The 24,266-nt window shown below is 52.2% G+C and carries 21 protein-coding genes; 20 read left to right on the top strand and 1 reads right to left on the bottom strand.

Annotation, left to right across the window (positions count from 1 at the left end; genetic code table 11):
* Positions 1-8: 8 nt before the first annotated feature.
* A complete protein-coding gene (locus F0P93_RS24265) occupies positions 9-1,448 on the top strand; it encodes an alpha-L-fucosidase (protein ID WP_150880332.1) in 1,440 nt (479 codons plus the stop codon).
* Between the two features lie 18 nt (positions 1,449-1,466).
* Complete coding sequence (locus F0P93_RS24260; RefSeq protein ID WP_150880331.1) at positions 1,467-3,923, top strand: carboxylesterase family protein; 2,457 nt, start codon at positions 1,467-1,469, stop codon at positions 3,921-3,923.
* A gap of 3 nt (positions 3,924-3,926) precedes the next feature.
* On the opposite strand, the gene F0P93_RS24255 is transcribed toward F0P93_RS24260, so the two are convergent.
* Positions 3,927-4,496, bottom strand: coding sequence for a Uma2 family endonuclease (locus F0P93_RS24255; RefSeq protein ID WP_150880330.1), 570 nt, complete (start codon positions 4,494-4,496; stop codon positions 3,927-3,929).
* Positions 4,497-4,680: 184 nt separating this feature from the next.
* Between F0P93_RS24255 and F0P93_RS24250 the strand changes: the two genes are divergently transcribed.
* The 18 genes from F0P93_RS24250 to F0P93_RS24170 all read left to right on the top strand — a co-directional run.
* On the top strand, positions 4,681-5,535 hold the full coding sequence (locus F0P93_RS24250) for a fumarylacetoacetate hydrolase family protein (RefSeq protein ID WP_138992033.1): 855 nt from the start codon (positions 4,681-4,683) through the stop codon (positions 5,533-5,535).
* 5 nt (positions 5,536-5,540) lie between these two features.
* On the top strand, positions 5,541-6,365 hold the full coding sequence (locus F0P93_RS24245; protein WP_150880329.1) for an amidohydrolase family protein: 825 nt from the start codon (positions 5,541-5,543) through the stop codon (positions 6,363-6,365).
* Positions 6,366-6,432: 67 nt separating this feature from the next.
* Positions 6,433-7,215 carry an L-fucose dehydrogenase gene (locus F0P93_RS24240; RefSeq protein WP_150880328.1) on the top strand — a complete coding sequence of 261 codons (783 nt, stop codon included), beginning with the start codon at positions 6,433-6,435 and terminating at the stop codon, positions 7,213-7,215.
* An 85-nt stretch (positions 7,216-7,300) separates the two neighbouring features.
* Positions 7,301-8,590: an L-fucose:H+ symporter permease gene (gene fucP, locus F0P93_RS24235; protein WP_150880327.1), complete on the top strand. Its 1,290-nt coding sequence runs from the start codon at positions 7,301-7,303 to the stop codon at positions 8,588-8,590.
* 62 nt (positions 8,591-8,652) lie between these two features.
* Complete coding sequence (locus F0P93_RS24230; RefSeq protein WP_150880326.1) at positions 8,653-8,979, top strand: L-rhamnose mutarotase; 327 nt, start codon at positions 8,653-8,655, stop codon at positions 8,977-8,979.
* A 75-nt stretch (positions 8,980-9,054) separates the two neighbouring features.
* Positions 9,055-9,828: an endonuclease/exonuclease/phosphatase family protein gene (locus F0P93_RS24225; RefSeq protein ID WP_150880325.1), complete on the top strand. Its 774-nt coding sequence runs from the start codon at positions 9,055-9,057 to the stop codon at positions 9,826-9,828.
* Between the two features lie 78 nt (positions 9,829-9,906).
* The gene (locus tag F0P93_RS24220; protein WP_150880324.1) at positions 9,907-10,644 is read left to right on the top strand and encodes a (Fe-S)-binding protein; all 738 of its coding nucleotides are present in this window, start codon (positions 9,907-9,909) and stop codon (positions 10,642-10,644) included.
* An 81-nt stretch (positions 10,645-10,725) separates the two neighbouring features.
* Positions 10,726-11,235, top strand: a complete 510-nt coding sequence (locus F0P93_RS24215) for a hypothetical protein (protein WP_150880323.1) — start codon at positions 10,726-10,728, stop codon at positions 11,233-11,235.
* Positions 11,232-11,432 (top strand): helix-turn-helix transcriptional regulator, encoded by a 201-nt coding sequence (locus F0P93_RS24210; RefSeq protein WP_150880322.1) that lies wholly within the window; start codon positions 11,232-11,234, stop codon positions 11,430-11,432. Before F0P93_RS24215 ends, F0P93_RS24210 begins: the two co-directional genes overlap by 4 nt.
* Positions 11,433-11,543: 111 nt before the next feature.
* Entirely contained in the window at positions 11,544-11,819 is a 276-nt protein-coding gene (locus F0P93_RS31760) for a zeta toxin family protein (protein WP_225309623.1), read from the top strand.
* Between the two features lie 174 nt (positions 11,820-11,993).
* Positions 11,994-12,149 carry a hypothetical protein gene (locus tag F0P93_RS31580; protein ID WP_191908910.1) on the top strand — a complete coding sequence of 52 codons (156 nt, stop codon included), beginning with the start codon at positions 11,994-11,996 and terminating at the stop codon, positions 12,147-12,149.
* A 4-nt stretch (positions 12,150-12,153) separates the two neighbouring features.
* Positions 12,154-13,518 carry a lactate utilization protein B gene (locus tag F0P93_RS24200; RefSeq protein ID WP_150880550.1) on the top strand — a complete coding sequence of 455 codons (1,365 nt, stop codon included), beginning with the start codon at positions 12,154-12,156 and terminating at the stop codon, positions 13,516-13,518.
* The gene (locus F0P93_RS24195) at positions 13,515-14,105 is read left to right on the top strand and encodes a LutC/YkgG family protein (protein ID WP_150880321.1); all 591 of its coding nucleotides are present in this window, start codon (positions 13,515-13,517) and stop codon (positions 14,103-14,105) included. The genes F0P93_RS24200 and F0P93_RS24195 overlap by 4 nt, the downstream gene beginning before the upstream one ends.
* Positions 14,106-14,163: 58 nt before the next feature.
* Positions 14,164-14,727, top strand: a complete 564-nt coding sequence (locus F0P93_RS24190; protein WP_150880320.1) for a GNAT family N-acetyltransferase — start codon at positions 14,164-14,166, stop codon at positions 14,725-14,727.
* Between the two features lie 30 nt (positions 14,728-14,757).
* The gene (gene cmk, locus F0P93_RS24185) at positions 14,758-15,474 is read left to right on the top strand and encodes a (d)CMP kinase (RefSeq protein ID WP_150880319.1); all 717 of its coding nucleotides are present in this window, start codon (positions 14,758-14,760) and stop codon (positions 15,472-15,474) included.
* Entirely contained in the window at positions 15,471-16,547 is a 1,077-nt protein-coding gene (locus F0P93_RS24180) for an NAD(P)/FAD-dependent oxidoreductase (RefSeq protein ID WP_150880318.1), read from the top strand. The genes cmk and F0P93_RS24180 overlap by 4 nt, the downstream gene beginning before the upstream one ends.
* A gap of 68 nt (positions 16,548-16,615) precedes the next feature.
* Positions 16,616-19,828: a hypothetical protein gene (locus F0P93_RS24175; RefSeq protein ID WP_150880317.1), complete on the top strand. Its 3,213-nt coding sequence runs from the start codon at positions 16,616-16,618 to the stop codon at positions 19,826-19,828.
* Between the two features lie 489 nt (positions 19,829-20,317).
* The coding region (locus F0P93_RS24170) for a DUF11 domain-containing protein (RefSeq protein WP_225309622.1) at positions 20,318-24,266 on the top strand (3,949 nt) is incomplete at its 3' end.

Raw genomic sequence — 24,266 nt, 5'->3', positions numbered from 1 at the left:
TTTACCCCATGAAATCCATCCTCATCGGTTTACTCACCGGACTCGTTTTTGCCGGATCGGCCGTTGCTCAGCAACATTCCGAGCAAAACCACGACAAGTATGTCTGGCCAAAAGACAGTCTTGTGAAGAAGAAATTGAATCAGTGGCAGGATATTAAATTCGGGCTGCTCATGCACTGGGGAACTTACAGCCAGTGGGGTGTGGTCGAGTCGTGGTCGCTTTGCCCGGAGGACGAAGGCTGGTGTGTGCGCCGGGGACCGGAGTCTGGCAATTGGTACGGGTACAAGAAGGCGTACGAAAATCTGCAAACCACTTTCAACCCCACCCGCTTCAATCCGGAACGCTGGGCTACGGCCGCAAAAGCCGCCGGGATGAAGTACATGATCTTCACGACCAAGCACCACGACGGTTTTTGCATGTTCGATTCGAAGCAAACCGACTACAAAATCACCAGCACCAAATCGCCGTTCGCGTCGAATCCGCGCAGCAATGTGACCAAGGAAATTCTGGGAGCGTTTCGGAATGAAGGGTTTATGGTCGGCACGTATTTTTCCAAACCCGACTGGAATACCGAGTCGTACTGGTGGCCGTATTTTCCGCCGAAAGACCGCAACGTGAGCTACGACCCCAAGAAATACCCCGAACTCTGGAAGAAATTCAGCGATTTTTCCTACAACCAGATTCAGGAATTGATGACCGGGTACGGCAAAGTGGACATTCTGTGGCTGGATGGCGGTTGGGTGCGCCCGGCCAGCACCATCGACTCGACCGTGAGCTGGCAGCGCACGATTCCCTACAGCCAGGACATCGATATGGGTCGCATCGCCGGGATGGGTCGCCAAAACCAGCCCGGTTTGCTCGTCGTCGACCGGACGGTTTCGGGCGAGTTTGAAAACTACGTGACGCCCGAGCAGCAAATCCCGGATCACTACATGCCGATTCCGTGGGAAAGCTGTCTGACCATGGGCGATAGCTGGTCGTACATTCCGAAAGAAAACTTTAAACCGGCTCGTAAACTGGTGCAAATGCTGGTGGATATTGTGGCCAAAAACGGCAATCTGCTGCTGAACATCGCCCCCGGTCCCGACGGCGAATGGCACGAGGAAGCGTACACGCGGCTGGCGGAAATTGGCGAGTGGATCAAGGTCAACGGCGAGTCGGTGTATGGCACCAAACCGCTGGCTCCCTACCGCCAGAACCAGTGGGCTTTTACCGCCAACGGCAACGTCCAATATGCGTCGTATTTACCAAAAGAGACTGAAACCGTATTGCCAGCTACTTTAACACTCCCGATTGTGCCGACTCAGCCCAAAGCTACGCTGACTATTCTGGGCAGCAAACAGGCGTTGAAGTGGAAAAAAGTGGGAAGTGGTGTAGAGGTGAGTGTTCCGGAAAAACTGCGGCAGCAACTGGCCGGCAAACCGGTTTGGGTTGTCAAAATTGGGTAATGGATTAACGAACTTCCGATGAAAAACCGCATTCTTCTTTCTGCGTTTCTGGTCATGGCTACGGTTTTGACGATTCAGGCGCAACGCATTTATAACTTCCCCCAGGGTCTGGCAATCGGGCCGTGTCACCAATACGGGCGTGAGGCTTTGTATACCGATCAACTGGCGTACCATTTATACCGGGGGGATTTGAAAAAACCGGCCGAGGGGCAGGGACTGTCGGTCAGCAGCACCGATTCGCTTCGGTGGCAGGTTGTCACGCCCGATAAAGAGGGTAAATTCCGGGGGCGTTCGTTCAACAACGGCTACCTCTACCTGACGTACCAGGCCGACCGCGGTCAGGTGGCCGTACTGCACGCTACCGGGCATAACATGGTGTATGTCAACGGTGCCCCTCATGCGGGCGATCCCTATGCGCTCGGCTGGCTGGCCGTTCCGGTCGCGCTGAAAAAGGGACTGAATGAAATTTACCTGCGGACGTCACAGTTTTCGCGTTTTCAGGGCCTGATGGCGAAACTCGTTTTTCCCGAAAAACCGGTGTTCCTGAAAATCGAAGATCCGACCCTGCCGAGTGTGGTGTTGGGCAACCAGACCGAGCCGCTCTGGGGCGCTGTTGTGCTCGTTAACACCACCAGCAAACCGCTGGTGGGCTTGAAAATGAAAAGCCGCCTGTCTGGGAAAGAAGTGTTGACGGATTTACCAACGGTTCCGGCCCTGAGTACGCGCAAGGTAGGTTTCCGGATGAACGCGTCGGGCGTTTCCAAAAAAGAAGAGGGAGCGGTTTTGGTTAGTTTAGTGCAGTCTGGAAAAGTGATTGACGAAAAAGAACTGACGCTATCCGTCGCTGCACCGGGCGAGCATTACAGCCAGACCTTCATCAGTGCCATCGACGGTAGTGTTCAGTATTTCGGTGTGGCTCCCCAGACCAAACCGGATGGACAGGCTCCGGCTTTGTTTCTGTCGGTCCACGGCGCGGGGGTTGAGGCCATTGGGCAGGCGCGGGCCTATCAGCCGAAAGACTGGGGCGTTCTGGTGGCACCGACCAACCGGCGGCCCCGGGGCTTTAACTGGGAAGACTGGGGGCGACTGGATGCACTGGAAGTGTTGGACATTGCCAAAAAACAATTCAAACCCGATCCGCAGCGCATTTACCTGACCGGCCACTCGATGGGCGGACACGGTACCTGGTATCTGGGGGCGACGTTTCCCGGCAATTGGGCGGCCATTGCACCTTGCGCCGGGTATCCTACGCTGGCCGGTTACGGTTCGCACGACGGGAAAATTCCCGAAGAGGGCGGAACTGCTTTGGAAAAAATGCTCTTGCGAACCAGCAATCCCAGCAACGTGCTGGCCCTCGCGTCCAATTACAAACCGTTGGGCGTCTACATCCTGCACGGCGATGCCGACCGCACGGTTTCGGTGGAATATGCCCGTCAGATGCGCAAGCTGCTCGGTACGTTTCATCCCGATTTCACACACTACGAATATCCGGGCGGATCGCACTGGTACGGCAACGAGAGCGTCGACTGGAAGCCGGTTTTCGACTATTTCAAATGGCACCGCATTGCCGCCGACAGCGCCGTCAACGTCATTGATTTCACGACCGCCAACCCTGCCATTTCTCCGATAATGCGTTGGGTATCGGTCGAGCAGCAGGAGCATCCGTTGCAGTATAGCCGGGTTCAGTTGAAACGGGATAAAAAAGCCAAAACGATTGCCGGGAAAACCGACAATGTCGCCCTGCTGTCGTTGAATCTGGCGGATTTTGCCGTTGGAGAAACCGTAACGATTACGCTGGATAGTCTGAAAGCGATTGCGTATCAGGTCAAAAATCCGGCTGAAAAACTGTTTCTCGTCAAAAATGCGGCATGGGAAATTGGCCGCAAACCGGCCTTGACAGCGAAGGGTTCCCATCGGAACGGCACGTTCAAAGAACCGTTTAACCACCGGATGGTATTTGTCTACGGCACTTCGGGGACGGCGGCCGAAAATGAATGGGCGTTCAACAAAGCGCGGTACGATGCCGAAACCTGGTATTACCGGGGCAATGGAGCCGTGGACATGGTTTCAGACAAGGAATTTAATCCGGCGCAATTTGCGGATCGGGGCGTCGTGCTTTTTGGTAATGCAACGACCAACGGAGCGTGGAACAAGCTGTTGAAAGACTGCCCGATTCAAGTCAGCCGGGGGGCGTTACGAATTGGAGATGAGCAGTATACCGGCGAAGACGTCAGTGCCTACTTTAGCTGGCCCCGCGCCGACAGCCCGGTGGCTTCGGTGGCGGTGGTGACCGGAACCGGTTTGGCAGGCCTGAAAGCTGCTGATGCTAACCAGTATTTTGCGGCTGGCAGCGGTTTTCCGGATTACATGATTTTCGGCCTGGACATGGCGAAAGACGGGATCAAGGGCGTCCGAAAAGCCGGTTTTTTTGACAATACCTGGAAACTGGAGAGTCGGGAAGCGGTAGGGAAGTAGGACTCAGGATTCGGTAAAGATTTCTTTGATACCGATTCGAAAACCGTTGATCACTTCGGATTCCAGAACACCGTCCTTCAATTTTTGAGCCAGTTGAAACGCGTTTCCGTCGAGCAGATATTGTTCGACGGTTTCGTGTTCGACATCCACAATCCAGTATTCCTGCACGCCGTGGAGGGCATAATCGGTCATTTTGATACCATAGTCTCTTTCGCGGGTGCTATCGGACAAGATTTCGACCACAAAATCGGGCGGGGGAAAGGCCGATTGCTTTGGTTCAAATTGAACGGATTTCTCCTGATTCCAAAAGCAAATGTCGGGTTCGTAATCGTTCCGGGTGAGACGAACCATCACTTTTTCATAACCGACTTCACCTAAATGGTTATCATAGATATACGGTATGAGCCGCCGGGTGATTCGTGTTGAAGCTTTCCAATGCCGCCCATAAACTGGTGAATGGTAGATGATTTCACCCAAAATAAACTCGGCTTTTTTCCCTTCGTCGACCTCGGCCCATGATTGATGACGACGGCGTTGTTCATCCTGCCAGGCCTTCTCAAGTTCATCCAGCATTTCTCGTAAATTTGGCGCTTTCAGGAAGTCGTCAATAGTCGTCAGGCGTCTAGAAAAAGCTTTTTACAAATATAATAAGATTTCTTCGGGGCTGTTACAATCCGGTTTCGACACTTTATTTTTGCACGCAAGGTTATAAGCCCCCGGTTTTTCTCTTTATTGTCAAAAAAGTAAACCCTCCATAATGAAACTATTTCGCTTTGGCTCACCGGACAACGAACGCCCCGGTGTCATGCTGCCTTCGGGTGCCAGTCTGGATGTAACCGCTTTCGGACACGATTACGATGAAACTTTCTTTGCGACCAACGGTCTCGAAAAACTGGCTACCTGGCTGGAAACCAACGCATCAAGCTGCCCCAGCGTGTCGGGAAGTGTTCGCCGGGCGTCGTGCATCAAACGGCCGTCCAAGATCGTCTGCGTGGGTCTGAACTACGCCAAACATGCCGCCGAAACCAACGCTCCGGTTCCTGCCGAACCCATTTTGTTTTTCAAATCCACCACGGCTTTGGTTGGTCCGGATGACAATGTGATGATTCCGAAAGCGTCTGAAAAAACGGACTGGGAAGTGGAACTGGCCATTGTCATTGGCAAAAAAGCCACGTACGTTTCCAAAGAAGACGCTTTCGACTACATTGCGGGCTACGCCGTTCACAACGACTACAGCGAACGAGCGTTCCAGTTGGAGCGCGGTGGGCAGTGGGTGAAAGGCAAAAGTGCCGACACCTTTGCGCCCCTCGGGCCGTTTATGGTGACGAAAGACGAAGTGCCGAATCCGAATAAACTGGGACTCTGGCTGCGCGTCAACGGCGAGTCGTTGCAGGATTCCAACACCGACGACATGATTTTCGACGTTCCCACGCTCGTTAGCTACATCAGCCAGTTCATGACGCTGCTCCCCGGCGATGTCATTTCGACCGGAACGCCATCCGGCGTCGGCATGGGCCTCAAACCGCAACGCTTCCTCAAACCCGGCGACGTGGTAGAACTCGGCATCGAAGGCTTGGGAACCCAGAAGCAGACGGCTGTTGCTTATAGTTAAGAAATATGACGATCGATTCTCACCAGCATTTCTGGTTCTACAATGCGGAACGGGACAGTTGGATTACGGAAGAAATGCAACGGATTCGGCGGGATTTTTTGCCCGCCGATCTGGAGCCGGTTTTGAAGCAGAACGGCATGGAGGGCTGTGTGGCCGTGCAGGCCGATCAGTCGGAATCGGAAACGCTGTTTTTGCTGCAACTGGCCGAAGCGTATGATTTTATCAAAGGCGTAGTGGGCTGGGTCGATTTGCAGGCCAAAAATCTGTACGAACGGCTGGAATTCTTCTCGCAGTTTGAAGAACTGAAAGGATTTCGGCACGTCGTCCAGGGCGAACCTGACGATTTTATGATGCGCCCGGAATTCATTCGCGGTGTCCGGCAATTGGCGGCATTTGATCTGACGTACGACATCCTGATTTACCCCACGCAACTGAAAGCCGCGCTGCACCTGGTTCGGACAGTTCCGGAGGTTTCCTTCATCATCGACCACATCGCTAAACCGTATATCAAGGACCAGAAAATCAACACCTGGTCAAACTACCTGGCCGAGATTGCCAAAAGTCCGAACGTGTATTGCAAAGTGTCGGGGATGGTGACGGAAGCCGACTGGCAGACCTGGAAACCGGAGGATTTTCGCCCGTATCTCGATGTGGTTTTCGAACATTTCGGTCCCAACCGGCTGGCTTTCGGCTCCGACTGGCCGGTTTGCCTCGTGGCTGCGGAGTATGAAGCAATGAAGAGCATTGTGGAGGACTATGTGAAACCGTGGGGGGAGGATGTCCGGCAAAAGGTGTTTGGCGACAATGCCGTGAAGTTTTATAATCTGTAAAGGCGAAAGCCTGATTTTTAACCATTCCTACCAGAAACTACGCGGATAGTCATCCGTGCGTACGTGTATGAACCTGAACCTACAAGACAAAATAATCATCGTCACGGGCGGAGCTAAGGGCATTGGCGAGGGCATCTCGACCGTGCTGGCTGCCGAAGGAGCAACCCCGGTGATCATCGGACGCAACGCAGCCGACAACCAGAAAACCGTTGATGCCATCACGGCAACGGGGGGCAAAGCGTTTCAGATTGCCGCCGAACTGACCCGGCCGGACGAATGCAAAAAAGCCGTCGAGCAAACCCTCGCGCAATTTGGCCGCATCGATGGCCTGGTGAACAACGCGGGCGTCAATGACGGAGTCGGGTTGGAAAGTGGTGACTATGAGCGGTTTATGCAATCGTTGCACAAGAACATGGTCCATTATTACCTGATGGCTCACCATGCGCTACCCGCTCTGAAAGAATCCAAAGGGGCGATTGTGAACATCACCTCCAAAACCGCCGAAACCGGGCAAGGGAACACCTCGGCGTATGCCGCAGCCAACGGCGGTCGCAATGCGCTGACGCGGGAATGGGCGGTGGAACTGTTGCCGTACAGCATCCGGGTCAATGCCGTGGTGGTGGCCGAATCGTGGACGCCCCTGTACGAAAACTGGATCAAAACGTTTGACAATCCGCAGGAGAAGCTGGACAGCATCGTATCGAAAATACCGCTCGAAAAGCGCATGACGACCCCGGAGGAGATTGCCAATATGGTGGTCTTTCTGCTGTCCGACAAATCCAGCCATACGACGGGGCAACTCATCTACGTAGATGGGGGCTATGTGCATCTGGACCGGGCTTTGACCTGATCAATTGTGAATTGTTATTGAGCGATTGAGTGCCGCCGTGCGGTGAATCGCTAATAAATCCTACATCCTAATTTTCGGACTTTTCATGGCCTCCGTTCCTTCTTCCACCACCGCCAAATCCGCCGGTTCAATACGCGGCTATACGCTGGCGTTTGCGCTGGTAACCAGTTTGTTTTTTCTCTGGGCCTTCGTCCATAATCTGGAACCCATTCTGATTCCGCACTTAAAGAAAGCGTGTCAATTGACGGATTTACAGTCGGCCTTGATTGACTCGGCGGTTTATCTGGGGTATTTCATCATGGCCTTACCCGCCGGTTTTGTGATGAAAAAATACGGCTACCAGCGGGGTATCATTGCCGGTTTATTGATGTATGCCGCGGGAGCCTTTCTGTTTGTTCCGGCTGCCGACACCCGGATGTACGGTTTTTTTCTGGGGGCTTTGTTCATCATTGCATCGGGCTGTGCGTTTCTGGAAACGGCTGCCAATCCGTACGTAACCATTCTGGGCGATCCGGCCACGGCCACGACCCGGCTGAATTTCAGTCAGTCGTTCAACGGTTTGGGGGCTTTTCTGGCACCGGTGGTAGGCGGTCGGGTGATCCTGAGCGGCATTGAACATTCGGAAGCTGAGTTGACGGCGATGTCGGCAGAACAGCTCAATACCTATTTGCAATACGAAGCCGATCAGGTCAAAATGCCGTATGTCGTCATTGGGGTTGTGGTGGTTGCTGTGGCCGCTTTGTTCATGTTCACCAAATTGCCGGACATCAGTGAAAGCGAGAAGAAAGCACCTTCGACCCTGGGTTCGGTGTTTCGGCACCGGCATTTGCGCTGGGGCGTCATTGCGCAGTTTTTCTACGTGGGTGCGCAGGTGTGCGTCACCAGTTTCTTCATCCGGTTTGCCAAATTTTCCAGCGATGTTCCTGAAAAAACCGCTGCCGAATGGCTGGGTTGGGCCATGCTGGGCTTTTTAATTGGCCGGTTTATTGGTACGTATCTCATGCGGTTTGTGTCGGCCAACCGCCTGTTAACCATCTATTCCCTGATCAGCGTGCTGCTGCTGGTGGTAGCCATGACCATGCGCTCCCAAATCGCGGTTTGGGCGATCTTTGCCGTACCGTTTTTTGAATCGATCATGTTTGCCACGATCTTCTCGCTGGGCATTAACAAACTGGAAGAAGATACCGAACTGGGGTCATCCCTGCTCGTGATGGCCATTGCCGGGGGCGCGTTATTCCCGGTTTTGATGGGCTACATTTCCGATCAAAGCAACATCAAAGTCGCCTACATCGTACCACTTTTGTGCTTTTTAGTGGTGGCGTATTACGGCTGGCGGGGATACAAACCTGAAAACGAAACGATGAATTATGAATGATGAACGATGGATGCGTGCGTCAGCTAATTCATCGTTCATCATTCATAACCCATCATTCTTCTATGCGCTACTGCTTCGCCCTCGACCTCATCGATGATCCGGCTTCGATTGCCGAATACGAGAAATACCACGAGAAACTGCGTCCCGAAATCGAAGAGAGCATTCGCTCGGCGGGAATTACGGAAATGGAGATTTACCGGATTGGCAACCGGTTGTTCATGATCATGGAAACGGATGATTCCTTTTCGTTTGAAAAAAAGGCCGCTATGGATGCCGCGAACCCGGAAGTGCAGGAATGGGAAGCGCTGATGTGGACCTATCAGCAGGCCTTGCCGATGGCAAAACCGGGCGAAAAATGGATGTTGCTGGATAACATTTTCACGCTTTAATACGGCCTGCCGGAGAGGAAGCTGTCAGAAACGGGATTTGTGCGTAATTTTGGCAGAAACCAACTGTGTGACTGTATGCGAATCTGTTTATTGATTGTGGTGCTGGTCTGTGGCTTTTTTCTGAAAACAACGGCGCAACCGACTATAACCGTTCTGACTTTCAACATCCATCACGGAGCCAATTCCCAGGAACACAATAGCATTGTGCAGATCGGACGGTTGATCCGGGAATATAAGCCTGACATCATTGCTTTGCAGGAAGTGGACAGTGTGACCACCCGAAGCCGGGGGCAGGACCATCTGGGGCAATTGTCACGGCTAACATCGATGTATCCATTGTATGGAAGTGCCATCGATTTTCAGGGCGGTAAGTACGGGACAGCTATCTTGTCGAAGTACCCTATCATTGCAAATCAGAAGATGATGTTACCAAACCCGGATAAAACCGAGCAGCGGATTTTGCAGTGTGCGTACGTTGAATTATCAGAAAAGACAACGATCCGTTTTTGCAATTCACACCTCGACCATCAATCCCCGCTAAACCGGAGTCTGCAATTGGCGTTCATTGATAAAACCCTTGAAAACAGCATTCAACCCGTTATCTGGTGTGGAGATTTGAACACTGATCCCGATGATCCGGAAATTGAAAAGCTGCTGGACCGCTGGTCGGATGCCGGAAGGGATTCGCATACCTCGACGCTGGTTGGCACCGGAGCGCGGATCGATTACATCCTGAGTCTGAAACAAAGCGACCTGGAACTGGTTCGATACCGGGTTTTGGATGTGCCGAAATTATCGGATCATCTGCCGGTTTTGGCAACCTATCGCTTCCGTAAACCCAAAAAATAAGAGACCGTTGTACGAGGCTAAACGGGTTCAAAGCCGCTGGAGACACTGCACGGTCTGACGTAAACTGCTCACTAAACGATGAAAGTTGCCCTTTTTTTGCCGTGTTACGTAGATCAGTTTTACCCAAAAGTTGGCATCGCCACGCTGCAACTGCTGGAAAAACTGGGTTGCACGGTTACGTATCCGCTAAATCAGACCTGTTGCGGACAGCCAATGGCCAATTCGGGGTTTGAAAACCTGGCTCACGATTGCAACGAATTGTTTGTCGAAAACTTCGGGGGTAGTTATGATGCTATCGTCTGTCCGTCAGGGAGTTGTGCGCTTCATATTAAACATCATCTCCACTCGGACAAGCGGGAGGGTGACGCGCTGCAAATCCGCAATCACATGTATGAACTGACCGAATTTTTGACGGATGTGTTGAAAGTGGATCACCTGCCAGCCCGTTTTCCGCACAAGGTCGGCCTGCACCAGAGTTGCCACGGACAACGCGGTTTGCATCTTTCCCAGATGTCGGAACTGGTTGCTGCACCCTATTCCAAACCGGAAAAACTGCTGAATATGGTGGATGACCTAGAGTTGATCAGCCTCGACCGGAAAGATGAATGTTGCGGTTTTGGCGGAACGTTCTGCGTTTTTGAAGAAGCGGTTTCGGTCCGGATGGGTGTGGATCGCGTGGAAGACCACATCCGCAATGGGGCTGAAGTGTTGACGGGTGGCGACATGTCGTGTCTCATGCACCTGGAAGGCATTGTTCGTCGGAATAAGCTACCGGTGAAGGTGATGCACATCGCCGAAATACTGAATCAGGCGTAAACGTTGAAAAAATAGTTGTCCAATTATCTTGACAATATGTAAAGTAAGTTTTACATTTGGTCAACATAATTAGACATCTCTATGAAAACACACTGGTTATTTCCGAATCGCTACCGGCTGATGGGCTGGATCTTGTTTATTCCGTCGACGATTTTGGGTTTGCTGGTTTTGCATGCCGAATTTCGGTTTGATTTTCTGGATATTTCGCTTAGCGCACCAGAAGAAAATGCAGCCTGGGTTTATAAAATAATCTGGTGGTTGAGTGGCGGGGGCGATTTTTTAAATGGGGGTATTAGCTCCATGAATCTGACCGACGAACTGGCGGCCCTTGGGGCTATTATCGGTCTGTTGTTGATCGCTTTTTCGAAAGAGAAAGTGGAGGACGAGATGATCAGCCAGTTACGGCTGGAGTCGTTGCAATGGGCGGTATATGTGAATTATCTGGTTTTGGGGGTGCTCATTCTTTTGGTTCACGGTGGCCTTTTTTTTAGTGTCATGATTTACAACCTGTTTACGGTATTGATTGTATTCATTATCCGGTTTCGGCTCGCCATTCGCCGGAATGAAAAGACGGTTTTGATGGCGTTATGAAGAACCGTATTAAAGTAGAGCGAGCTGAAAAGGATTTATCACAGGCGGATTTGGCGGGACGGATTGGTGTGAGTCGGCAAACGATCAATTCCATCGAAACCGGTCGTTATGTACCTTCCACGATTCTGGCGTTGAAACTGGCGCAGGTGTTTGAGAAAACCGTAAACGAGATCTTTCAACTGGAGGAAACGGATTAAACCCGATGCCGAATCTGTATATCCTTGCGGGTTGTAATGGAGCCGGAAAAACAACGGCGGCTTATACGATTCTGCCTGAAGTATTGAACTGTCGGGAATTTGTGAACGCTGATGAACCGGGTCGCCGGAGCGATTGCAAAAGGCTTGTCACCTTTCCAGCCGGAAACGGTAGCGTTTGAAGCCGGAAGAATTATGCTGCACCGTATCAACCATTTGCTTGAACAAAACGTTGACTTTGCATTGGAGACGACGCTTTCGACACGGTCGTACGTTCAGACCATTAAACGAGCGAAACAGGCCGGTTATTCGGTTACTTTGTTCTATGTGTGGCTTGAATCCGTTGAGCTGGCGAAAGAGCGGGTGGGCATTCAATTCCACCGGATGTGATTGAGCGACGGTACAGTCGGAGTATTAAAAATTTATTGACTTTATACATTCCCATAAGTGATCGATTTTTAGTCATTAATAATTTCGGGACAGTTCCTGAATTTATTGCACAAGGGGGAATAACTGCCACGCTTGATTTGTTTAATGTAAAAATCTGGGAGAAGATTAACCAAAATGGGCGAGATTAAAATCACTCCGGAAAACGAAAAACTTCTGGAAGGAATGCGCCGGGCTGTTCAGCGCGTCATTGAACAGGCAAAACGAAACGACGAAGAACTGGTGAATGCCCGGGATAGAAAACCCGTTCGGGTCAAAGCCCGTGACCTCTAACATGATGAATCACTCCGAAGCCGCCGAAGTATTTACGGAAGACGTCGATCGAACCACCTGGCACGACAAGACGCTGTGGTTTGTGCGCGAAAAACGCGACAAGGCCGTTTTTCAAATTCCGGAATGGGAAGCCCTGCGCGAAGCCGGTTCCCGCATCAAGCACAACGCCTTGTCCAATCTGGATGAATACCTGCTGGAGTTTGAGCAGAACGCCATCAAAAACGGGGTGAAAATTCACTGGGCGGCAGATGGGCACGAACACAACGAAATCGTGTTGCAGATTCTACGGGAAACCGGGGCCACCCAAATGGTAAAAAGCAAGTCGATGCTGACGGAAGAATGTCATTTGAATGATTTTCTGATTGAAAAAGGCGTCGATGTGGTCGATACGGATTTGGGCGAACGCGTTGTTCAACTCGCTGGCGAACCGCCCAGCCACATTGTGATGCCCTGTATTCACAAGAAAAAAGAAGAAATCGGGGAGCTTTTCCATGAACATCTGGGGACAGAAAAAGGCGCATCAGATCCGAAATACCTGGCCGAAGCCGCTCGTCAGCATTTGCGGGAGAAATTCCTGACGCGAAGGGCCGCCCTCACCGGCGTCAACTTTGCCATTGCCGAAACCGGCGGTTTTGTGGTCTGTACCAACGAAGGCAATGCGGACATGGGCGCTCACCTGGCTGATGTTCACATTGCCAGCATGGGCATCGAAAAAATCATTCCGAAAGCACAGCACCTGGGTGTTTTTCTGCGGCTTCTGGCCCGGAGCGCCACCGGTCAGCCCATCACGACGTATTCCAGCCATTTTCACCGGCCCCGCCAAGGGCAGACAATGCACATCATCATTGTCGACAACGGTCGGACTACGCAGCTCGGTCGCCCGGATTTCCGGAACTCGCTCAAATGCATCCGCTGCGGAGCCTGCATGAACACCTGCCCGGTGTATCGCCGGAGTGGCGGACACAGTTACCACAATGCTGTAGCTGGCCCCATCGGCTCTATTCTGGCCCCGAATCTGGACATGCGGAAAAACGCTGATTTGCCGTTTGCGTCGACGCTTTGCGGTTCCTGCTCGAACGTCTGCCCGGTCAAGATCGACATCCACGATCAGCTTTACAAGTGGCGGCAGGTGCTGGTGGCTGAGGGCTACGTTGACAGCACCAAAAAACAGGGCATGAAACTGATGGCGAGCGTCTTATCCAGCCCGAAACTGTTCCGGTTTTCCGGGAAAGCCGGTCGGACGATGATGCGGTTATTGCCTTATTCGGTCTCCAATCCCCTCAATCCCTGGTTTAAGCAGCGCGAAATGCCGGAACCGCCCAAAGAGAGTTTCCGGGAATGGTATGTGAACAGAGAAACGAACAAATGAACAGTCGCGAACGAATTCTCTCTGCTGTGAAGCAGAACAAGCCCGAGTTTCAACCGTTGCCCGAAACGACCCGGTTTCAGTCCGATTACCCGGATTTGGTTGCCAAGTTTTCAGAAATTCTTCGGTTTATCGGCGGTACGCCGGTGCTGGTGGCGAACTACGAGGAAGCGGAGACCTATATACGGCAGACGTACAATGATTTGCCCAGTGTGGTGAGCAAAGTTCCGGCTTTACAGCATTTGGCGACCACAGACTGGGACGTCCTGGATCCGCACCAACTGGAAACCGTCGATCTGGCTATCATTCAGGGCGTTATCGGGGTGGCCGAAAACTCGGCCATTTGGGTGCCGGAAGAGCGGGGTGGCCACCGCGTTTTGCCCTTCATTTGCCAGCATCTGGTTTTACTGCTCAACACCGCAGACCTGGTGCCGAACATGCACGACGCCTACGAACGGCTGAACATAAGTGAATCAGGCTTCGGGGCCTTCATTGCGGGGCCGTCGAAAACCGCTGATATTGAGCAGGCATTGGTCATTGGTGCCCACGGCGCGCGGAGCCTTTCCGTGGTTTTGTTGCAAAATTCATAACTAAAAAGTGAAAGGCCATATTGTAAAAACCGTATATTGGCCAAAAACGGGCAGCAACGTGGCAACCATTTATCTAGATACCTGCACTCTGCGGTCCTGGCGTGATGGCGATGAATTTTCGTTATCTGAACAGGCCAACAACCGAAAAATCTGGGACCGTGTCCGGGATTTTTTTCCGCATCCCTACACCGTCCGTGATGCCAGTTCCTGGATCCGGATGAACCGGTCGTATCAGCAACCGGTCAATCTGGCGATCGATATTGGCGGCAAAGCCGTTGGCAACGTGGGGTTTACCATCAAAGAGGACATTTACCGGCACAATGCCGAAATTGGCTACTGGCTCGGTGAAGCCCACTGGGGGCAGGGCATCATGACCGAAGTGCTGCCGGCCATGGTCAACTACATTTTTGTTAATTTCCAGGTAAACCGGCTCTTTGGCTGCGTTCTGGAAGGAAACAAAGTGTCGATGCGGGTGTTGGAGCAAGCGGGTTTTCGGGCTGAAGCCGTTCTGAAAAAAGCCGCCATCAAGAACAATCAATACCTCGACGAACACATATTTGCCTTGCTCCGTGAAGAATTTGTAACCCGGCAGGAGCGTATTTCCCTGGCCGGAAAGCAGTAGGGTTCCCCGGAAAGTTGTTTCTTTGCACTCATGCCAAAAATAGTCATTGCCATCGACGGCTATTCCAGTTGTGGAAAAAGTACGACGGCCAAACAGGTGGCTGCCCGGATGGGTTATGCCTACATCGATACGGGTGCCATGTATCGTTCCGTGAGTTTGTATTTTATCCAGAATCACGTTGCCCTCACAAACCCCAAAGCCGTTCAGGATGCGCTTCAACTCATTCAGATTACCTTCAATTTCAATCCCAGAAATGGCCGAAACGAAACTTGCCTGAACGGTTTGAATGTTGAGGAGGAAATCCGGAAAATGTACATATCCAATATCGTCAGTGAAGTCAGTGCGATTCCCGAAGTGCGGTATGCCATGGTCGCCCAGCAACAAAAGCTGGGACGCAGACGGGGTGTGGTCATGGACGGGCGGGACATCGGGACGAAGGTATTTCCAGACGCGGAACTGAAAATCTTTATGACGGCCGACGCCACCATTCGGGCGCAGCGCCGACAGATTGAGTTGCTGCAAAAGGGCGAATTGATTGGTCTGGATGTTATTCTGGAAAACCTCAAAAAGCGGGATTTTATCGACAGTACCCGTAGTGAAGGCCCGCTTCGGAAAGCCGAGGATGCCATTGAACTGGATACTTCCTTCATCACCATCGACGAACAAATTGACTGGGTGATTCAACTGGCCGATGAGAAAATCTCCAAACTCCACCGCAAAGGGCATTTCAAACCCATTGATGCATGACCGCCGATTATTTGATTGTCGGGCAAGGAATTGCCGGGTCGGTGTTAGCCTGGACGCTCCATCGGCGGGGTAAAAAAGTCGTCCTTGTCAACTCGTCCCAACTTCCCTCGGCGTCGCTGGCGGCAGCGGGAATTTTCAATCCACTAACGGGTAAAAAGCTCGTCCGCACCTGGAAAGCCGATCAGTTATTTCCATTTCTGAATACGTTTTATGGCGAAGTCGAGCAGGAACTGAAGATTCCTTTGCTCCATTATTCCAACATTTACCGCCCCTTCCGTTCGGTTGAAGAGCAAAATAATTACCTGGCTCAGACGTCCGACTCTTCTATTAGCCCCTATGTGGCCGAATCCGTTGATAATCAGCAGTATCAGCCCTATATTCACAACCCCTTCGGTGGTTTGGAAGTAACCCGGTCCGGTTGGGTGGATGTGCCGGTCTTCTTGAATGCCATCCGACTTTTTTTTCAGGAACAAAACCGGTATGTCGAAACAAATTTTGAGGCTAAGAAAGTAGAAATCAGGGAGAACGAGATTTTATGGGAAGACGGCATTTACGGCAAAATCATTTTCTGTGAAGGCCCCCATGCGTATCAAAATCCGTTATTCGATTGGTTGCCCTACAATCCCGTAAAAGGGCAGGTCCTGGATGTTACGATGGACAATTATCCGGTTACCAGCATCGTTAATCAAGGAGTCTTTATAATGCCCGTTGAATCAAATCGTTACCGAATTGGGGCAACCTACACCTGGCATGACATCGACTGGCAAACAACCGAGGACGGAAAAGCGTTTCTACAGCAGAAAGTACAGGGCTTGCTGAAGGTTCCGTACCGGATTGTCGGTCAGCGGGTCGGTATTCGTCCGGCAACGAAGGACCGGCGGCCGTTGATTGGCTTGCATCCGGCGCATCCGGCAGTAGGGATTTTCAATGGGTTGGGTACCAAGGGCGTATCGCTGGCGCCGTTTTTTGCCGACCAATTCGCCGACTTTCTGGAAGGTCGGAAAGAATTAGACCCGGAGGTTAATATTGAGCGTAGCTTTTCGTTATATTACAGTGGAAAAAATGTTGGATAAGGTTTGATGCCGGTTGTTCGATCCGGAAACCATCAGATCTGAAACGATGCCTAAAAGTAGCGTTACTTATGAGTAAGCAATTTATACTCTGCCTGGCCGGACTATTGCTGGTGATGAATGAAGCGGTGGCACAGAACTATCCTTCGCAGGAACAGTTCGGGAGAAACCGTATTCAGTACCGGAAGTTTGATTGGAAGGTGATCAAGACCTCCAACTTTGAAATTTATTTTTATCAGGAAGGCAATCAGATTGCCAATTTGACGGCGCAGTATGCCGAAACGGATTTCGACCGGATCACCGAAATCCTGGGCTACACCCCATATAACCGCATCAAGGTTTTTATTTACAACTCCCCCCAGGAGCTTTCCCAGAGTAACATCGGTCTGAGTGCGCCCAGCGGCACGAACTACAAGGAGTTGAGCCTGGCCAAATCGCGGTTGGAACTGGCTTTTACGGGCGACCAGATTAGTTTTCGCAAGCAATTGATTAAGGAAGTTTCGCTGCTTTTTGTCTACGATATGCTGTATGGTGGCAGTCTGAAAGACGCCCTGCAAAGTTCCTTGCTGCTTTCCTTGCCGGAATGGTATATGCCGGGCATTGCATCTTACATTGCCGATGGCTGGAGTGTTGAACTGGACGACTACATGCGTGATGTTGCACTGACGCGCCCCGTTCGTAAACCGTCAACGCTGGTGGGCGAGGAGGCCATGTACGTAGGCCATTCCATCTGGAATTACATAGCAGAACGCTACGGAAAAGACAATATTTCCAATATTCTGAACCTGACCCGGATCATTCGGAATGAACAGAACAGCATAGCCAGCACACTCGGAGTTCCGTATTCCCGGTTTTTGCGGGAATGGCGGGAGTATTATTCGTCGATGGCCAAACCGGTTGTGGATGCCTACAAACCAGGCGAGGATGGTTTTCAGGTAACGGTTTCCAGTTCCAAAGAGCCTGCCCAACTGACCAGCCTGAAACTGAGTCCCGACCAAAGTCAGTATGCCTATGGGACAGCCTGGCGTGGAAAGTTTGAAGTAACCGTGGTCAATACGCAGACGCAGAAAAAGCAGGTGATTCGGAAAGGCGGCTACAAGCAGGACGAATCGCCCGTAAAACCGGCCTCCCCGCTCGTTACCTGGCAGCGTGACAACCTGCTGGTGTTGACCGAAGAACGGGGGCAGACCTATTTGTATGTGTATAACAACCTGGATAAAAAACCGAAGTTAAAGCAGCGGATGGTTGTTCGGGGTGTTAGCCAGGTGATCGATATGGATGCTTCTGACGATGGAGCGAGCGTCGTGTTCAGTGCAGATCGCCGGGGGCAAAATGATTTGTATCTCTTCAGCATGGGCCGGGGAACCGTGCAGCAACTGACGAATGATTTGTACGACGATCTGTATCCGCAGTTTGTGGGCCGGACCCGGCAAATTGTTTTTTCGTCGAACCGGCACATCGACTCGCTGGGTCTCGACAAAGGCACGTACAAATCCATTCGCAACCAGCTCAGTCTGTTTTTACACGACGGAACTCCCCGCGTCGAGGTGGTGAGCCGCCTGACCGACTCGCTGAGCATCGCCATGCGTCCGGTTGCCTCTTCCGACAATACGATCTATTACCTGGACGACGCAACCGGTGTGCGAAATCTGGCCAAAATGGATGTTGAAACCAAAACGAAGGAATTTATAACCGGTTTCAACCAGAATATCCGTCGGTACGATCTGAACCCTGCCTCGGGCGCCATGGTTTACAGCCAGTTGAAAAACGGGAGTGAGGTCATTGGATTTCGGCCCCGGGTCAACCTCAACCTGACGCGCCAGTTGCCACTTACCCGTCGTGCCACCGTTCAGGAAGTGCCCAAAGCCGTGGCGACTACCACAACGGCTCCCAGTACGAGTTCCGCTACGGCGGCCAAAACCGTTGATTCCACGACAGTCTCTGCGCTGAAACTGGGGCCGGGAGAGGTCGATACGGACAACTACCAGTTTGACAGCGATGTGGCTAAAACCATTGAATTTAAGCAACGCCGGAGTACAAACACATCGGCGTCGGTGGCCATACCACGCACCCGCCGTCGGGAAAATGTGACGATTCGGGGGCCTTATAAATACCAGGGATTGTTCGTGGCGAGTGATGCCAGTTCCGACTGGCGGATCGATCCAATCCGGGGTTTTGGCTATTTTCAGTCGCTCACCATGAATGACCTGCTGGAAAACCACATCATCCGGGCCGGTTTATTCATCACCACCAACCTCCGGAACAGCGATCTGTTTACGGAATACCACAAACTGGTAAACCGGATTGATTATAGCGCCCGGTTTGACCGGAAGACGATTTTCTCCGATGCGGGTCAATACCAGAAATACCGGTTTAATAAAGTAACCCTGTCAGCTTCGTACCCCATTTCGGTGAACAGCCGGTTTACCGTGGCGCCATTCTACATCGTGACCCGCTACCTGGATTTATTGCAGGTGGGCGGCAGTTCGTCGGATTACACCGGGGCGAAAGCGGAGTACGTTTTTGATAATACGACTCTCAACGGAATGAACATGATTGAGGGAACCCGGTTTAAAATTCGGTACGAGAATTACATTGGTTTGACGGAAAAAGTGGAAAGTGGTGTTCGGCGGGGTGCGGGCAGTTTCGACCGGATCACGGTTGACCTTCGGCATTATCAAAAAATCCACCGGGACATCATTCTGGCTCTGCGGTTGTCCGGTAGCCATTCAGCCGGTGCGGCACCCAAAAAGAGTACGTTGGGCGGGATGGAAAATTGGATCGGTATTTCGGAAGGCATCAAAGAAGACAAAGCGAACAACCCCCTGTTGCTGTCACCCAATCGGGACAACCGGGATGTGTTCTTCCTGGATCTGGCAGCTCCCCTGCGCGGTTTTCGCCTGGGTAAGCTGACAGGCAATAGCCACATGCTGGCCAACGCCGAACTGCGTCTGCCCGTTATCCGGTACTTGCATCGGGGGCCGGTTACGTCCAATTTCCTCCGGAATTTCCAGTTGGTGGCCTTTAGTGACATTGGTACGGCCTGGGCCGGGAAAGGACCATTCAGCCGTCAGAATAGCCTGAACACCGAGATCGTGGGAGGAGCGGGCGATCCGTTCCAGGCAACCGTTACCAATTTTAAAAATCCCTTCCTGCTGGGGTATGGTGCCGGTGCACGAACGATGCTTTTTGGTTACTACGTTAAGTTTGATTATGCCTGGGGTGTTGAAAATAATGTGGTTGGGAAACCGGTGGCTTACCTGACCCTTGGCTACGATTTCTAAACTTTCGCATCTTTCCTGCTAGAAAACCTGCCATCCGGCAGGTTTTTTGCGTTTGGGCTCCATTTGTTTCGTTCGCAGGATAAGCTATGGCATAATTTTAGCTATCAATTGTGTGTACAAATATAAAATTATGTTTCCTTTTTTAGGTATCTGCACAGGAGGGGTATAGGAATGCACAGCGTAACTCAAACAGGATGTTCAGCAATGTTTTAGTTATCAGGAAGCTATATTATTTTGACGGAAATCCTTCAAGCCAGAAGTGACTTTTATCGTCTGGATAAGTCTGAAATAGAGGTACACGCTGTTTACTGGCGAAGTCTGTCGGAAACAGAACTAAAAGGTCATCAGATGAAAAGAACATCTACTTTGCGTACAGACAGAAATGGGCAGGCAAACAGGGACGGTAGCCCATGCTACAATCCGATGGTCGTGCGTACTTTATTTTCCCCGGAAGCAACCCGTCGTTATACATTGGATTTATACAATTGCTTGTCAAAACAAATTAATTTATTGTTTTATGAGCGAGCGATCACGGCGTCCCAACGCCTGTGGCAAACGGTATTTGTTCTGCTGTTTAGCGTTGGAATGGCAGTGGCCCAGAACCCCAACGTGTATGTTCACCAGAAAATAAATAATGCTCATCCGGCCTTGAATGAGATCATTTCCTATACGGTTGTGGTGGGAAATGACGGAAGCGGTCCGGCGAATGGCGTAGTGGTAAAAAACGATCTTTCAGCCGGTGCCCAATACAGTACGCACACGGTTTTACGGGGTTCCGGATTGTTTACGCCGGGCAGTGGCAACTGGAACATCGGCGTTCTGGCTGCGGGGGATTCGGTTATACTGGAATTAAAAGCGAAAGTACTGGAGCGGGGCGTTTGGTTTACTACCGCCGAGGTAACAGAAATGCAGGGTACGGATCCCAACTCGGTACCCAACAATCACGATTTATCGGAAGACGACATTGCACTGACCTGTTTTTCCGTACCAATTCAATGGTACGCCGGAGATGAATTTACGGTTTCCATACCAATACCGCTAACGAATGTTCAATGGACCCGAAATGGCCTAAGCCAGTTTTCGGCAGATCAGGCCGTGGCGACGGGGAGTACATTGGTCATCAAATCGATTGGTTTCTATTCTTTTACGGGAATGTTCGGAAGCTGCCCGGTGGGTGGCTGTTGTGCTATAGAAGTCATCCCGGGGCCGGAGTGTCAGATTCAGGCTACAGCCAGTGCCAATCCAACGTGTGAAGCCAGCCCGTTATTGTTGAGTGCAACCGCCCAGGGAGGCACTGCCCCGTACCAATATGCCTGGACCGGGCCCAATGGATTTTCGAAAACCGGTCAAAGCCAGACCATTCCTGTAGCGACGACCGCCAATGCGGGGGTGTATACGGTGAAAATAACCGATGCAACCGGTTGTACGGCCTTGTCCAGTACAACCGCTTTGATTGGCACTTTACCGATTGCCATTTGTAACTCTCCGGTATGCGAAGGAGGGACCATTACCTTATCGGCAACCGATGGAGGAACAACCTACAAATGGTACGGTCCGAACGGTTTTACAAGTTCCCTGCAAAGCCCGACGATTCCCAACGCAACGACCGCCAATACCGGCAGTTATACGGTTGTGATTACGGGGACATCCGTTTGTTCAGGAACCGCCATTACCAGCCTGAAGATTTTGCCGAAACCTACGGTTACTGCATCGGTAAGCGCGAGCACCTGTTTGGGTGGGAGTTTTAGTCTGTCAGCAACCGCGAGCGGGGGAACGCAACCCTACCAATATATTTGGACGGGTCCCAATGGCTTCTACGAGACCGGGCAAACGGTATTGGTGAATAATGCTCAAGTAAGCCATTCCGGTAGTTATACGCTGGCAGTGTTTAGCCAAAACGGTTGCAGTAATCAGGCCGTAACACAACCGGTAACCGTCAAAGCCTGTATTTGTAATCCACTGGCGGGGGCTTTACCTGCTACCGTTTGTGTGGGGGATATGGTCAGTCTTACGGCAACGAGTGGCTTCAATTCGTATAGTTGGAAAGGTCCAAACGGCTTTAGTTCGTCCGTACAAAATCCCGTGATTACCAACGCGCAATTAACCCATAACGGCAGTTATACGCTGACGGTAGTGGGTTCTAATTGTACAGGTACCGCTACGGTTAATGTGACTGTGCAAGGCTTGCCATTCCCGCAGGTGTCCTCGTCTACAGCCTGTGTAGGCACGACGATGTTGATTATGTTGACATCTGCTGGTGGTGTTTCCTACGTGTGGAAAGGTCCCAACGGGTATTCGAGCAATCAGCAGAATCCGGTGATTAATAATGCGACTACGGCCAACAACGGCACTTACAGTGTGACGGTGACCAGCGGCAATGGTTGTACGGCGGTGGGTAGCACCCCGGTGGTGGGGGCATGTGACATTGACCCCCCTTGCAATCTGTCGGGCACCCTGACGGCGTCTCAAACAGCCGTGTGTTCGGGCAGCAGTGTGGTGCTGACAGCCAGTGCGACGGGCCAGACCGGCTCGGTGAGCTACGCCTGGAGTGGCGGTTTGGGCAGTGGCAGCAGTGTAAGTGTATCGAACCTGACAACGACGAGTACTTTTACGGTAGTGATCACCGACGGTTCGGGTTGCAGTGTAACCAAAACCGTCACGGTCACGGTGAATCCTGTGCCGGTGGTATCGGTTTCTTCGTCCACCGCCTGTGTGGGGACAGTGGCTTCGCTGAGCCTAACGGCCTCCGGGGGCGTATCGTATCTGTGGAAAGGGCCCAACGGCTACAGCAGTACCCAGCAGAATCCGGTGATCAATAATGCGACGAGTGCTAACAATGGTACCTACAGTGTGACGGTGACCAGCGGCAGTGGGTGTACGGCGGTTTCGAGCACGCCGGTGGTGGTGGGCGTTTGTCCAACCCCGTGTACTTTATCGGGCACCTTGACGGCGTCTCAGACGGCGGTGTGTTCGGGGGGCAGTGTAGTGCTGACGGCTTCAGCCAGCAATGCGGTAGGGAATGTGACTTATCAATGGAGCGGTGGTTTGGGCAACGGCAGCAGTGTGTCGGTATCGAACCTGACGACGAGCACCACGTATACGGTGGTGATTACCGACGGAGCGGGTTGCAGTGTAACCAAAACCATCACGGTAACGGTGAATCCCGTGCCGGTGTTAAGCCAGGTGTCTTCTTCCACCACCTGCGTAGGCACGGCGGTTCAGGTGTCGCTGTCGTTAACGGCATCGGGCGGAGTTTCCTACGTTTGGAAAGGCCCGAATGGGTATTCAAGTACCCAACAGAACCCGGTGATCGCCAATGCAACCACGGCCAACAACGGCACTTACAGTGTGACGGTGACCAGCGGCAGCGGGTGCACGGCGGTGGGTAGCACACCGGTGGTGGTGGGCACGTGTCCCAATCCGCCCTGCAGTCTGTCGGGCACCCTGACGGCTTCCCAGACGACGGTTTGTTCAGGCAGCAGCGTGGTGTTGACGGCCAGTGCGACGGGTCAAACCGGCTCGGTGAGCTACGCCTGGAGTGGCGGTTTGGGCAGTGGCAGCAGTGTAAGTGTATCGAACCTGACAACGACGAGTACTTTTACGGTAGTGATCACCGACGGTTCGGGTTGCAGTGTAACCAAAACCGTCACGGTCACGGTGAATCCTGTGCCGGTGGTATCGGTTTCTTCGTCCACCGCCTGTGTGGGGACAGTGGCTTCGCTGAGCCTAACGGCCTCCGGGGGCGTATCGTATCTGTGGAAAGGGCCCAACGGCTACAGCAGTACCCAGCAGAATCCGGTGATCAATAATGCGACGAGTGCTAACAATGGTACCTACAGTGTGACGGTGACCAGCGGCAGTGGGTGTACGGCGGTTTCGAGCACGCCGGTGGTGGTGGGCGTTTGTCCAACCCCGTGTACTTTATCGGGCACCTTGACGGCGTCTCAGACGGCGGTGTGTTCGGGGGGCAGTGTAGTGCTGACGGCTTCAGCCAGCAATGCGGTAGGGAATGTGACTTATCAATGGAGCGGTGGTTTGGGCAACGGCAGCAGTGTGTCGGTATCGAACCTGACGACGAGCACCACGTATACGGTGGTGATTACCGACGGAGCGGGTTGCAGTGTAACCAAAACCATCACGGTAACGGTGAATCCCGTGCCGGTGTTAAGCCAGGTGTCTTCTTCCACCACCTGCGTAGGCACGGCGGTTCAGGTGTCGCTGTCGTTAACGGCATCGGGCGGAGTTTCCTACGTTTGGAAAGGCCCGAATGGGTATTCAAGTACCCAACAGAACCCGGTGATCGCCAATGCAACCACGGCCAACAACGGCACTTACAGTGTGACGGTGACCAGCGGCAGCGGGTGCACGGCGGTGGGTAGCACACCGGTGGTGGTGGGCACGTGTCCCAATCCACCCTGCAGTCTGTCGGGCACCCTGA

The organism is Larkinella humicola (assembly GCF_008727875.1).
GTDB lineage: Bacteria > Bacteroidota > Bacteroidia > Cytophagales > Spirosomataceae > Larkinella > Larkinella humicola.
The sequence above is the reverse complement of the archived record's forward strand: the minus strand, read 5'-3'. Positions and strand labels throughout refer to the sequence as shown.